The 14,727-nt window shown below is 43.6% G+C and carries 5 protein-coding genes; 1 reads left to right on the plus strand and 4 read right to left on the minus strand.

The window, feature by feature from the left end; genetic code table 11:
- Positions 1–9 precede the first annotated feature (9 nt).
- Complete coding sequence (locus CKK33_RS15460; RefSeq protein ID WP_095704970.1) at positions 10–3,216, minus strand: TonB-dependent receptor; 3,207 nt, start codon at positions 3,214–3,216, stop codon at positions 10–12.
- 548 nt (positions 3,217–3,764) lie between these two features.
- Here CKK33_RS15460 and CKK33_RS15465 point away from each other — a divergent pair.
- Positions 3,765–7,931: a response regulator gene (locus CKK33_RS15465; protein WP_095704971.1), complete on the plus strand. Its 4,167-nt coding sequence runs from the start codon at positions 3,765–3,767 to the stop codon at positions 7,929–7,931.
- A gap of 95 nt (positions 7,932–8,026) precedes the next feature.
- Here CKK33_RS15465 and CKK33_RS15470 read toward each other — a convergent pair whose 3' ends face one another.
- The 3 genes from CKK33_RS15470 to CKK33_RS15480 all read right to left on the minus strand — a co-directional run bounded on the left by CKK33_RS15470 (position 8,027) and on the right by CKK33_RS15480 (position 14,689).
- Complete coding sequence (locus tag CKK33_RS15470) at positions 8,027–10,507, minus strand: glycoside hydrolase family 31 protein (RefSeq protein ID WP_095704972.1); 2,481 nt, start codon at positions 10,505–10,507, stop codon at positions 8,027–8,029.
- Positions 10,508–10,658: 151 nt separating this feature from the next.
- Positions 10,659–12,365 (minus strand): alpha-amylase family protein, encoded by a 1,707-nt coding sequence (locus CKK33_RS15475; protein WP_095704973.1) that lies wholly within the window; start codon positions 12,363–12,365, stop codon positions 10,659–10,661.
- On the minus strand, positions 12,365–14,689 hold the full coding sequence (locus tag CKK33_RS15480; protein ID WP_095704974.1) for a family 65 glycosyl hydrolase domain-containing protein: 2,325 nt from the start codon (positions 14,687–14,689) through the stop codon (positions 12,365–12,367). The genes CKK33_RS15475 and CKK33_RS15480 overlap by 1 nt, the downstream gene beginning before the upstream one ends.
- Positions 14,690–14,727 lie beyond the last annotated feature (38 nt).

Raw genomic sequence — 14,727 nt, forward strand, 5'->3', positions numbered from 1 at the left:
CGTTATCAATTAAAATGTTGCGTTTACACCAAAAGAAAATACCCTTTGCTGGAAATAATTCTGGTTATTACCACCCTGTTCCGGATCAAAGGTTTCTTTGATATGAGGCGTCCAGGTGAAAACATTTTGGCCGGCAGCGTAAACACGCAATGATTTAATGGTACGACCTAACAATTTGTTGGAGAAGGTATAACCAACTTCAAAACTTCTCAAACGCAGGTAGCTGGTATTGCGCAGCCACCAGCTGGATGTTTGCGTATTGTTGGGTGTAGGTGTACCGGTAAGCCTTGGATACAGTGCATTTGTATTGCTTGGTGTCCAGTGGTCTTTATAAGCAAGCTCAGTAGCTGAACCGGAAGCCTGGAATGGCCAAACAAAGTAGTTATTAAAGAAGATACTGCTTTTACCCGATCCCTGGAATAACAGATCCAGATCAAAGTTCTTGTAAGTAAGGCGTGGCTCTATACCGTAAATAATTTGTGGTGTGCTTGGCGGGCCAAGGTCGGTAATATCATTAGCGTCAATTTTACCATCACCATTTAAATCGGCATACTGCAGATCGCCCGGCCTAACCGTACCAAAGCTTGGTACCGGTATACCTTGTTTTAATACCGGCGAAGCAGCGTTAGGATCTACGAAATCATTAGGCGTAAAATAACCAAGGGCTTTTAAGCCAAATTGCTCGCCGAGCGGCCTTCCTGTTTGGCGTCTGTTGGGGTTATTAAACGTGGCACTGTTCTCATAAACTTGTAACAGTTTATTTTTAGCATAAGTGAAAGTTCCCTTAACATCCAGGCGGAGGTCGTTACTAAATTGCTTAAAGGTGGTTAAGGTAAGGTCTATACCTTTATTCTGCATAATACCACCATTCACCAAGCCTACCCCAATGCCATATTCTGCCGGTAATGAGTTACCAACACCAACCAGCATGTTAGAGCGTTTTTCATAGAAATAATCCGCTTCAATTCCTAAAGCGCCTTTCCATAAAGTAGCCTCGAAACCTACATCTGTTTTGTTTGCTTTTTCCCAGGTAATATTAGGGTTACCCTGTAAAGCCTCATAAATACCCTGGGTAGTGGTGCCACCTAAAACAGCCGAATTACCGTACGCGTTATAAGGGCTCAGGTATTGGTAAGTTTGGATGCTTCCGCCAACACTTGGATATGCACCTGACTGGCCCCATGACGCGCGCAGTTTAAGGTTGTCAATCCAGTTGATGCTCTTCATGAATTTTTCTTCTGATAGCCTCCAACCTGCTGAAAACGCCGGGAAAAACCCAAAACGGTTACCGGGGCCAAACAGGTAGCTACCATCATAACGGCCCGCCGCTTCAAAAAGATAACGGTTATCATAAGCGTACCCTACACGGTATACATAACCTATTTGCTTTTGGCCGCTCGAAAAACCTCCATTTGTAGCGTCAGATGGTGCCGGACCACCGTAATTTAACTCATCAATATTCAGGTTGTAATTAATACGTTGTGCGCTAAATGTTTGATAGTTAATGTTACGATACTCAACTACCGCTAAACCGGTGATGGCGTTTTTACCGAAGTTTTTGGCATAGTTAAGCTGGCCTTGATAAGTTAAGCTGATGTTTTGTGCATAGGCTTCGTAAAAACTTGCCTTAGAGTTACCCTGTATACCCGGAGTGAATGTATATGGTGGTGTATTACCTGTACGGGTCCAGAAAGGTACCGGGGTGCTATACCTGCGTGTAAAAGAAGTATTGTTGCCAAATAAAGGGTCGGGGCCGCTATCATAACTGACAGTACCCTTAACACTTAAACCATCTATCGGTAATTTTTGGTCGATATACAACTGGGTATATAATACCGTATTATGATTGGTTTGGTAGCCACTGTGATAAATTTCGCCTATAAGTGACTGACCAATATAGCCAGACCATAAGCCATTACTGTAATAGATTGGTGTGGTTGGCGCCTGGCGCATAGCCTGGTCAATTATAGTACCCGCACCAAATGACGGGAAATGCTGATCCTCAACAGAACTGTTTACCGACAGGCCAACATTGGTAGTTGAAGTAGCTTTAGCCGTAACGTTTAAGGCACCATTATATTTATTCAGGTAAGTTGGGTCCCACATACCGGCCTGGTGCGTATACGCGATAGATGCAAAATACTTCACATCATCATTACCACCTGATAGCGTGATATTATGGTTGGTAATCGGCCTATTGGGCTTGATGATATCTTTCAGCGGGTGGCCGTCAGAGTATCTGTCCGGATCTGAATGGTCTTTGTATTTCTGCAGCTCCGCATCTGTCGCAAAAGGTACATAAGCAATGCCTTGGTCATGCGCATCATTAGCATTAGCCTCGTTACGCATTAAAGCGTATTCATATGAATTTACAAAATCAGGTACTTTAGTTGGGTTTTGAAAACCATAGTAACCATTATAGGTAAGCGTAGGCTTGCCCTGTTTACCTTGCTTGGTTGTAATTAAAATTACACCGTTAGCACCGGCCACACCATAAGGCGCAACGGCCGCGGCATCTTTCAGGATACTGATATTGGCGATAGAGTTAGGGTCGATACGGCTGAAATCGCGCGGTACACCATCAACAATAGTTAAAGGCGCGCTACGGCCAATAGAACTGGTACCCCTGATCTGAATATTGGACCCATCATAACCCGGCTCACCGCTACCCTGGGTAATAATAAGGCCCGAAGCACGGCCCACCAGGCTGTTGGTTACGTTTACTACCGGCTTTTGTGTAATTTCCTGGGTATTAATGGTTGATACCGATGCCGTTGTTGAGGTTTTTTTCTGGGTACCGTAACCTACCACAACCACCTCGTTGAGGTTTTTTGATACCGATGGCTGCAGCTTAACGTCAATATAATTTTTGCCGCTTACAGCAATTTCAATAGGGTCATACCCTAAGTAAGAAAACTGCAATACGTCGTTCTCTTCAACATTGATACTGAAATTACCATTAGCGTCTGTAACGGTACCTGCACCCGATCCTTTTATTTTAACCGTAACACCGGGTAATGTTTGGCCATTAGCGGCATCTTTAATATTACCCTTGATAGGGCGTGCCGCCAGATTATTAACGGCAAAGGCATGAGCGCCTGTACCGGCAGCAAAGGAAGGCTGCACGGTGTGCGCGAAAAGGCCTATCGCGACAGCGCTTAGGTACAATTTGGGCCTTTTTAAAAAATGATCTTTTCTGAGTAAAGTCTTCTTCATAGCGGAGGTTTAATTGAACTGGTAATTAATTAGGAGCTTACAAGTATAGAATGCCCACTTTTTTTCTTCATAGAATGGTAAAGTAACTGGTTAATAATTATGGTTATTTAGTGTTTAGTATGCTATGGCACAAGCTACGAGGGCTTATCCGGCACAGCATATCTTTGGTTTAAAAGTTTACGATTGGTTTATACAAATAAGCCGCTTAACAAGGGATTTATGTTTGCCATAACATTCATTTTTTTTGACAAAATGTACTTTTGACAGTTTTTTTATTCACGTACACGTAATAAGGTTTGGATGAATGCGACAGAGTTATATATTTGGAAAAGATGTATTAAATTGATAGAAAAGATACCATTGCTACGTATTTGCAGGGAATAATACTGGCTTTAACTTAAAAATCGCTGTTGGGCTTTTTTGACCTATTGTTCATATGCAATTAAACAAAGCTGATTGCGCTTAATACGTAATGTCAAATTCGTCGCTACATCACATAACCAATTGTAAACTATTTCAGCGGCCTGAAACAACCGTGCTGAAGCTTCATGACTGTTAAAAATTATCGTATAAAAACATATCGGTACTTATTGGCCTTCGCCATAGTGTATATTGGCATACTACCGTTAAGGGTTTTCGCCCAACCGGAAAACTATCCATACCGGATAAAATATCTTACGGTTGACGAAGGTTTATCACACGTTGATGCCAATGACATTACCCAGGATAATAAAGGCTTTATATGGGTAGCAACTTATTTTGGGCTTGACCGGTTCGACGGCAATTCCATCAAACGATTTTATAACAGTAACGACCCGCTAAAAAATGCTTACAGAAATCGCATAACCTCTGTATATGCTGATAACAATGACGATATATGGCTGGGCACCGAAGGCGGCCTGCAACGTTTTGAGGTTAGAACAGAACGTTACATAGATTACCATTGTGATAATCAGTTACTCAACGATTTTAAAAAGATATATAAACCTTCGGCAAACAGGATCTATGTACAGGGTACTAATCAAATACGATTATTTGAAATAAAGGGCACCAAGCTTACAGAACTAAAACTGCCGCTGCATAACAGTATTAACGTTGCCGATTTTGCTGTTGCCGCTAACGGAAATCTGTTACTGGCTACCAACAAAGGCGTTTGGGAGATCGATCATAAAGAGCGGATAAGGCAGGTACAAATTAATGGCCTTGACGATAAGGCCGTAAATCACTTATCCATAAATGAATACAACGAATTGATGCTGGTAATTGATGATAAATTTGTGCTGGCATCACCCGGCAACTCGCATCAAAATGTAAATTCTGTTTACACTATAGGTAAAACCTACACATCGCCCTATCGTCACAAAATAAAGAGCGTAATAAGTGATGGCAAGTGCGATTACTGGATAAATGAAAGCAGCAGGCTTATACATCTGGATAAAAACTTACAACTCAAGCAGGAGATCAGCAATAAAAGCCCGCAGCAAACCCTTAACTCACACTCGCTGATAAAGATATTTATTGATCGCTCACAATGCATGTGGATATGTATGTTTGGCGGCGGAGTTAACTATTTCGACCTTAATGAAAAACCATTTTATACTTTGCAGCACCTTCCCGGGGAAAAAAACTCATTATCCGGAAGTTATATACGGTCTGTTTTGGCTATGGGCGATGAGCTTTGGATAGGTACTTATGAAAACGGTTTAAACCTATACAATTTAAAAACGCGTAGGTTTAGCTATTACAATAGCTACAACACTCCGGTAAAATTAAAAAATGATGTTGTAAACGCGCTCACACCAGACCGCAGTGGCAACTTATGGATTGGTACCGATGCAGGAATAGATATTCTGGATGCGGCAAGGCAAGCTGTTATCAGGCCAACTGGTTCACAAAATTTCCCGTCTTACTCTATTGAAAGCCTAGCTACCGATTATTTCGGTAATATATGGTTTGGTAACCACACCAACAAGTGCGGAGTAATATACCGTGACGATGACGGTACTTTTAAAGTAAAATATTATGGTCAGGGCTTATTTATATTAGCTGAAACCAATCGCCCCTATATAATGATATCCAGTACACATGGTTTAAGACGATTGATTGTAGATAAGTATGGCAATACAACCGCTAAACACACCTTTACGGCAACTAACAGTCCTAATAGCCTCAGTTCAGATTATACTTATCCTATTGTTAAACAAACTGATAGCGTTTATTGGATAGGCACCATTGGCGGCGGCCTCAATCGCCTAATTATTAAGGGAAACACTTATTCTATTACCCAGTTTTCGCGCTACAATATGTTTAAAGATGTGGAGAGCATGGAGCTGGATAATAAAGGTAATATATGGATGGGTGGCAACGGCCTGGAACGCTTCAACCCTGTTAGCAAAACCCTTATCCGCTACGATAAAAACGATGGTTTGCAGGGCAACAGCTTTAAAGTTGGCGCCTCTTACAAAGGCAGCGACGGGCGGCTATACTTTGGCGGACTAAACGGCCTTAATTACTTTTACCCTGATCAGATACATGAAAATACCATACCTGCCATACCACGTATTACCGATATCATTATTAACAACCAGCATCCGGCTATCGGGCATGATAAAAGCGGTGATAATAACATAAGTCAGTCGATTACCTATAGTAACAAGCTAAAGATCAATTACCTGCAAAACAATTTTGTCATATACTTCTCGGCCATGCACTTTGCCAACCCGTCGAAATGTAAATACCGTTACAAATTGTTAGGCTTCGATAACGACTGGCGTTACACTGACGGAAAAAACCCAAGTGCATCATATAATAATATTGACTACGCCGATTATACCTTTATAGTTGAAGCATCCAACCATGATGGTATATGGAGTCACCAGACTGCTGCCTTAAACATAACAGTTACCCCACCCTGGTGGAAATCGTGGCCGGCCAAATTATTTTACGCCCTACTGCTTCTTTCTGGGCTTGCCGGTATTTATCTGTACCAGGCAAGATGGTATAAACTTAAACGCGATATCGAAGTTGGCCGTGTAAACGAAAAAAAGCGCGAAGAAATACATCGCCAGAGAGAAGAATTACATCAACAGCAACTGGTTTTCTTTACCAATATCTCACATGAGTTCCGCACTCCTTTAACGCTTATTGTTGGGCCGTTGGAGCACCTGATACATGAAAACAAGGATGTTCATCTGAACAGTTCATATCAGCTCATCTTACGCAACGCAAGGCGCCTGATGAACTTGATCACTGAACTAATGAACTTTAAGAAAGTGGCCGATAGCGTAATTAAACTACAGGTACAACAATTGGATATATACCGGTTTTGCACGGGCTTATTTACTGATTTTGAAAACATAGCGCTTAGCAAGGATATTAAATATCGCCTTATTAACCATGCAGGCGATAACTACAAGGGTTGGTTTGATGTGCAGGTACTTGAGAAAATAGTATTTAACCTGCTTAATAACGCTTTTAAATACACCGATAATAATGGCGAGGTTAAACTTGAACTTTTTACCGATCTTGAAAATTTCAAACCATCTTTTCGCAGTGGTTTTAAACTCCTGCATGACCGGCGCGCAGAAAATTATTTTTATATACGAGTTGCAGATACCGGCATAGGGATCTCGCCCGAATCTATAGGGAACATTTTTGAAAGATACTACCGCATAAGCAGCAATCATATAGGCTCTGGGGTGGGTTTGGCACTGGTGAAAAGCCTTACACAGTTACATAAGGGAGATATTTATGTTTACAGCGAACGTATGGCCGGTACTGAAATTATTATTGGTATACCTGTAAGCGAGCATGATTATACTATCGGCGAAAAAATTGCTTACAACACCGAAGTAAGAAACCGCCTGGAGCCCATTGATAAAGCCATAGTAACTACCGCGGAACATCACATTCAGCAACCAGAATTGATACCTGAAGCGGACAAGAGAATACTGATTGTTGAAGATAACATTGAGTTACGGAGGTTTTTAAAGCAGGTTTTTGACAAATACTACCAGGTAATTGAGGCGGAAGATGGTGAAAAGGGTTTAAAACTGGCCATTGAAAACACACCGGATATTATTATAAGCGATGTGATGATGCCGAAAATGAATGGGATTGAGCTTTGTAAACTGATAAAGGAAAAATTTGAAACAAGGCATATCCCCTTCATTATCCTATCAGCTAACAACGCTATGGACTCGAGAATTGAAGGTGTGGAATACGGTGCCGATTATTATTTTGCCAAACCGCTAAGCGTTGACCTTTTGCTACTCACCATCAGAAATATATTCGCGCAAAGGGAAATAGTTAAACAACGATTCTTAAACAATTACCTCTCCAGCGCAACAGATCTGGTAAAATCTGAAGTAGATAAAGAGTTTTTTGAAAAATTAATAGAAGTAATTGAAAAAGACATCCAGCGTTTAGATCTGGACGTTGACTACCTGTGCCGTAATTTGTTTGTTAGCCGCACCAAGCTTTATCAAAAAATTAAAAGCATATCCGGGCAATCCGTAGGTGAATTTATAAGAACTATACGGCTTAAGAAATCTATAGAGATCATGACACATGAAAACGTGTCTATGAATGAAGTGGCCGATCGTATTGGCATGCAAAGCAGCTCAAATTTTTCGCGGGCCTTTAAAAAAGAATATGGCAAATCGCCATTGCAGTTTATGCAGGCGCTGCGTAAGAACGAAAGTGCAAGCCACTAACTCAGCAAATTATTGATAAGCGACAGCTTTCTTATAAAAACAAAAGCAGCCCAATAATATGGGCTGCTTTTGTTTTTTATGGGCTATTTAACCGCTTATTTAAATATCTCTATTAATTTAAAGTTCTTGGTAAACTTAAATTCATAAGTTTTATCGGCATTGGCGCTTATGCTGTCTATCTCCTTACCATCGGCTACAACTTTAGATGGCACAAACGGTAGTCCATTTATCTTAAAATGATAACCCTCATATCTCGGGGTATACAGGCCTTCCATACTTTGCTTGATAGTAAGCTTGTCGGCATCGCCTTTTACTACAAACTTCTTCTCGAGATAAATATCCTGCTCATAGGCAAACGTTTCGCCATAGTCCTCAAACAGGAAAGAATTAACCTCGTAGTCGCTATAGTAAATGTTCAGTTTTACTTCTTCAATTTCCTTTTCGCCGGTGTATTGCATCACCGGATATTCAGGTATTACCGAGCCGGCTTTTACAAATATGGGTAACAGATCTAATGGTGTTGGTACAGCTATCTCTTGTCCCCCTTCGATAGCTTCCAGCGTCCAGAAATCATACCAGGTACCTTTAGGCAAATATACCTTACGACTTTTTTGCCCTGGCTCCAATACCGGGCAAACCAGTATTTTATCACCAAAGGTAAATTCATCCTGCCTGAAATGGTTGGATAATACCTCCTGCTCATGCATCAATACAGGCCTTAATATAGGGAACCCATAGCGGTGATGCTCCCAAAAACTGGAATACAAATATGGGATAAGCCTGTAACGCAGCTCAATAAATTTACGGTTGATAGAAGTAAATGGTTCGCCAAAGCTCCATGGCTCGCGCTCCTTGGTATCACCTGCTGAGTGTGCGCGCATAAACGGCGAGAACGTTCCCATCTGTATCCAGCGGGTAAACAGCTCACCATCCGGTTCGCCACTAAAACCGCCAATGTCCGTACCGCAGAAAGAAATACCTGAAACTGATAAGCGCTGTAACTGAATATTACCCAGTTTCAGGTGCTCCCATGATGCTACGTTATCGCCCGTCCAAACAGATGAATAACGCTGCACGCCTGCATAACCTGCGCGGGTAATGGTGAACGGCCGCTTGTTTTTCATTTGCTTACGTAAGCCCTCATAAGTGGCGCGCACCATTTGCATGCCATAAACGTTATGTGCCTTACGGTGAGAACCACGGTAACCATCGTACTGGTGGCGAACATCATCCGGGAAGGTACCCGAGCCGAAAACAGCAGGCTCGTTCATGTCATTCCATACACCTGCAACCCCTGTTTCGACCAGACCTTCAAACAGGTCGCCCCACCAGGCGCGAACTTCCGGGTTGGTAAAATCAGGGAACTGGCAGCGGCCCGGCCATACGTGGCCTTCCATAAAGTAATCGTCGCAGCGGCGGCAGAAGTATTTCTTCTCTTTGCCTTCCTTAAACACCCAATAATTATCATCCACACGAATACCCGGGTCAATAATCACGACAGTTTTAAAGCCGTTCTCGGCCAGGTCGGCAATCATCTTCTTAGGGTTAGGGAAATATTTAGGGCTCCAGGTAAAGCAACGGTAGCCATCCATATAGTCAATGTCCAGGTAAATACCATCGCACGGAATACGATTTTTCCTGAAACCATTGGCGATCACCCTTACCTTGTTTTCGGGATAGTAGCTCCAGCGGCACTGGTGGTAGCCCAGTGCCCAAAGCGGCGGCATGGGATGCGTACCGGTAAGCAGGTGGTAGTTTTTCACCACATCCATCATATGCGGACCATGAATGTAGTAGTATTGCAATTCGCCGCCATCCGCCCAGAAACTGGTTTTGGTACGATCTTCGGCACCAAAATCAAAATGGGCTTTAAAGGTATTATCAAAGAAAATACCATGGGCTATACCATCATTTAAACTGATGTAGAAAGGGATAGCACGGTAAAGGGGATCCTGGTTAAAACCGAAAGAATAAGCGTCGGTATTCCAGTTCTTTAACCGTTTCCCGCGTAGATTAAATTCGGTCGCTTTATCGCCCAGGCCAAAAAAGCTTTCCTGCTCCTGACAGGTTTTAGTACAATAAACATAATAACCGCCAAACTGGGTATTCTCTTCCCAGTGCATAGATACCGCATCGGCATCTGTTACATGATGGTTTTTATCTGAAAAAGAGATAAAGAAATCGGCCTTACGGATGTGGCAGTTGATCTCGGGTGTGGAAACCCTGTATTCCTTTTCATTTTCGAGTAGTTTAAACTCCACCGCTTTCTGGGGTAGCCGAGGTACCGCGTATGAAAACTCCTCCAGGAAAACACTATGCGGGGCCAGGCGCACACGGATGATCTCGTTGGTAACCACCACGATCTCTACTTTAGCGTCGCCATCGCTAAAAAATATTCTATTACCCATTGTTTCGGCTTTATTGGGTGTGCCGAGATATTTTTTTACAATGGGTTTAATACTCTCTGCCGGATTGTTGAGGTGATGAAACTCTTCCTCATCAATCGCAATTTCTTCCACCTGCAGTAACTTGGCCGTTATCAGTTCAGGATTTGGGTCAGGTACATTTTCTGCCATATTCTTTCAAAATAATCAATAAATTTCGCTACGCTCTACACCGGCGAAACTTGATACCACGATCAGCTAATTAATTGGTAACAGCTAATAAACGATAAATAATTGAAACTTCATGCTATAATTGCGCCAAACGACAGCAATGTGTAAAGATTTACGATTTTAATAACAGTCCGTGCATAGCGTTGACAGTAACCGAAATACCCGCATTAATATCATGTGTATAAAACACACTATCCGTTAACATATCCGTAAAAGTTACTGCGCCATTCATTTCCCATTTTTGCAACAGATCTGCAGGGAGTTGTATGGTAACATGGCGTTCCTCGTTGTTAAAGTTGACTGCAACCACCACTTTTTCGTGGGCAGTGTAGCGTGCATAGATATATAACTTGGTATCAAAACCCGGCTGGCGCTCATTAGCGATCATCAGTTCATAAAACTCACCATTACTCAGAGCATCGCTTTGGGCGGTTACGTTTAGCAGCTTGATATAAAACTCCCGTAATTGCTGTTGATTGGCTAATAGCCCGGCACCATCATAAGTGCCATTATTCACCCACTTTTGCAGTTCGGGTAAGCTCCAATAATCAAATATAGTGGTGCGGCCGTCATCGCCGCTAAAACCCTGCGCGCCAAGTGCAGGTTCGCCTACCTCCTGCCCTGCATAGATCATTACCGGCCCTTTGTTCAATGTAGCGCTAACGATCATCCCGGGAATAGCCAGCATGGCATCGCCTGCGAAAAAGCGACTGGCAATGCGTTGTTCGTCGTGGTTTTCCATAAAGCGGAGCATATGCTCATCAATACCTTGAGTCTGGTGGTTCCAAACCGCGTTGATCTCCCAGGTATTGGCACCGTAATCATCACGGGTTAACCGACGGATGGCATCATACAGGCCAACCTTATCATATAAGTAGTCAAAGCCGCCGTTATGAATGTAGTTGCCATACTGGTTCTTATCATAAGCTTCGCCAATAAATATCATGCCCGGATAAGCCTGTTTCATTTGCGGCGTAAGCCAGGCCCAAAATTCAACCGGCACCATCTCTATCATATCACAGCGAAAACCATCCACACCCATATCGGCCCAGTAGCTTAGAATATGCTTCATTTTTTGCCACAAGGGCGGTGGTTCACTAAGATCATTCTTTTGCCCGTCCGGGCGATATACACCATAATTGAGTTTTATAGTCTCGAACCAATCATTTATGGATGGTGCTGCGCTGAACACATCATTTCCGGTAGCTTTGGCGGGGTACTCGTCAAACTTACCATCTTTTAGTGGCGATGTAAACCCATCGCCCCCGGGATTATAACCCTGAGGTACCTGAAAATGCTGGCCGGGGATATAGTAAAAATCGTTTACAGGACTGTAAGCAACCGATGTATCATCATCCGCTCCAATATCGCGCACGCCATCAGGCTTCACATCAGAGCCGTAAGTACGGGCTACGTGGTTGGGCACAAAATCAATGATCACCTTCATGCCGGCCTTATGGGTACGCCCCACCAGTTCCTTAAATTCGGATATGCGGAACTCCGGATCTACCGCGAGGTCAGTAGCTATATCATAATAATCTTTAATAGCATATGGCGATCCGGCACGCCCTTTCACCACATCAGGGTCGTCCGGCTTTATGCCTATTGCAGAATGATCCGTCATGGTGGCATGTTCAATAACGCCGGTATACCATATATGGGTATAGCCCATAGCCTTTATTGCGGCCAGGGCTTTACCATTAATATCCTTTAGCTTGCCAACGCCATTTTCCTCAACCGAACCATAAAATTTATTGTTGGTATTACGGTTACCGAACAAGCGAGGCAGCAGCTGGTATATGATCAATTTGTTGCTCATCAATAGTTGTTCTTGGTAGGAATTGCGGTACTGCTGCCTGCCGCTACTGTGTAGCTTTGGCCGTATACGCTTACCTCAACATCTTCATCAGCAGCTTCGTTCTTTATTTCCACCTGGCTTTGCGATACTCTTATACTAAGTGGTATGCCCCTGAAACCTATCCTGAAAGCGAAGGCATTCCATTGAGCAGGCAACAGCGGATCAAAGGATACCTTTCCGTCTTTTACCCGCATACCGCCAAAACCCTGTACCACACTCATCCAGGTACCAGCCATAGAGGTAGTATGGCAACCATCTTCAGTATCGTTATTGTAATCGTCAATATCCAGCCTGGATGTACGCAGGTAAAACTGGTAAGCCCGTTCAATATCACCCAGCTTAGCAGCTATAATAGAGTGTACGCATGGCGATAGCGACGACTCGTGAACCGTTCTTGGTTCATAAAAATCGTAATTGCGGCGAATGGTATCTATATCATACTCATCCTCAAAAAAGTAAAGCCCCTGCAATACATCCGCCTGTTTGATAAATGGCGAGCGCAATATCCTGTCCCAACTCCATTTTTGTACCAGCGGGCGATCGGTCGCTGGCAGGTCTTTCACCAATATTTGCTCCTTATCGAGGTAACCATCCTGCTGCAAAAATATTTGGAGATTATCATCATAAGGGAAATGCATCTTGCTGATGATATCCTTAAAACGGCCTGTTTCCGTTTCCTCGTTAAAATGGATACGGCCTGTCAGCTCTTTATATTTATCCGGCGATGCCGCTTTTACCTTTTCAATTACTTCCAGCGTATAGCGCATGCACCACACCGAAATGGTATTGGTGTACCAGTTGTTGTTTACGTTGTTCTCATACTCGTTAGGGCCGGTTACGCCCAGCATTACATACCGCTGCCTGTCAGCCGACCAGTTAACCCGCTGCGCCCAGAAACGTGCTATAGCGATAAGTACTTCCAAACCATAATCGGCCAGGTATTGCTCGTCGCCGGTGTAGTTCACATAATTGAAAATAGCATAGGCGATGGCGCCGTTACGGTGTATCTCTTCAAAGGTGATCTCCCACTCATTATGGCATTCGGTACCATCCATGGTAACCATGGGGTATAGCGCCGCGCCATCTTTAAAGCCCAACAGCTTGGCATTTTCAATAGCCTTACCCAGTTGCTTGTAACGGTACAACAACAAATTGCGCGATACGCTTTGGTCGGCGGTGGCGAGGTAAAACGGTACGCAATAAGCCTCGGTATCCCAGTAGGTAGAGCCGCCGTATTTTTCGCCGGTGAAGCCTTTGGGGCCAATGTTCAGGCGGTCGTCCTGCCCGGTGTACGTTTGGTTCAGCTGAAATATGTTAAAGCGAATGCCCTGCTGTGCGGCAGCATCGCCTTCTATGATAATATCGTTCAACTGCCATTTGGCTGCCCATGCGGCGGCTTGCTCGGCCAGCATAGCATCAAATCCTTTATGGCACACCTTTTCAAGTAGTTGCTGGGTTAGCTCGAGCATATCAGACGCCGGGTGGTTTTGTGACGACAAATTAGCGGCGTATTTACACAAAGTTACCCGCTGCCCTTGCTTCACTTCCATCCGGATCTCGGTGCCGATGTATTTTTCGCGTGTTACAGGCTCAGCCTCAATGTGCTCCGGTTCGCCGTCAACAGTTATATGGTACTTCATGCCGGTAGCTACCTCAAAGCCGGTTTTTTTGGTACGCATTTGCAATACGCCACCATCATTCCAGGTATGTTTAGCTACTTCGTCCCAAAACTTTTCATCGTAGTTGGCATCTTTATTTACTACATCGCCATCAATAAACGGTGTAAGCTTAATGTAGCCGCCAAAATTTACGGGCTTTATGGTATAACTGATGGCCGCCGCCTCATCATCGGCCAGGCTGGTAAAGCGGATGGTCTCCACCTCAACCTCGCGACCAGAGGCTGTTACCGCCCTGAAATTCCTTTTCAGGTGGCCTTCCTTCATATTCAGCTCCCGCCTGAAGCTTAATACCTTGCACTTGGCCAGGTCAAGCTGCTCGCCATTAAGCGATACATCAATGCCTACCCAGTTAGCGGCATTTAGCACCTTAGCGAAGTACTCGGGATAGCCGTTTTTCCACCAGCCTACACGGGTTTTATCCGGATAGTAAACCCCGGCAACGTAGTTACCCTGCAAAGTTTCGCCACTGTAAGCTTCTTCAAAATTGGCACGGCCACCCATGCGGCCATTGCCCAAACTAAAAACGCTTTCAGCAATTTTATTATAGTGAGAGTTAAAGCCCTCTTCAATTATTCTCCACTCATCAACCTTAAAATACTGTTTCATTACACTAATGGTTTGGCGCTAAATTAATACAAAAAGAT

Source organism: Mucilaginibacter sp. MD40, assembly GCF_002288635.1.
In the GTDB taxonomy this organism is placed as follows: Bacteria; Bacteroidota; Bacteroidia; order Sphingobacteriales; family Sphingobacteriaceae; genus Mucilaginibacter.

What these genes read in the sequence shown, in the direction of transcription:
- CKK33_RS15460 (WP_095704970.1), bottom strand. Translation starts at nt 3,216, where the DNA reads ATGAAGAAGACTTTACTCAGAAAAGATCATTTTTTAAAAAGGCCCAAA.
- CKK33_RS15480 (WP_095704974.1), bottom strand. Translation starts at nt 14,689, where the DNA reads ATGAAACAGTATTTTAAGGTTGATGAGTGGAGAATAATTGAAGAGGGC.
- CKK33_RS15475 (WP_095704973.1), bottom strand. Translation starts at nt 12,365, where the DNA reads ATGAGCAACAAATTGATCATATACCAGCTGCTGCCTCGCTTGTTCGGT.
- CKK33_RS15470 (WP_095704972.1), bottom strand. Translation starts at nt 10,507, where the DNA reads ATGGCAGAAAATGTACCTGACCCAAATCCTGAACTGATAACGGCCAAG.
- CKK33_RS15465 (WP_095704971.1), top strand. Translation starts at nt 3,765, where the DNA reads ATGACTGTTAAAAATTATCGTATAAAAACATATCGGTACTTATTGGCC.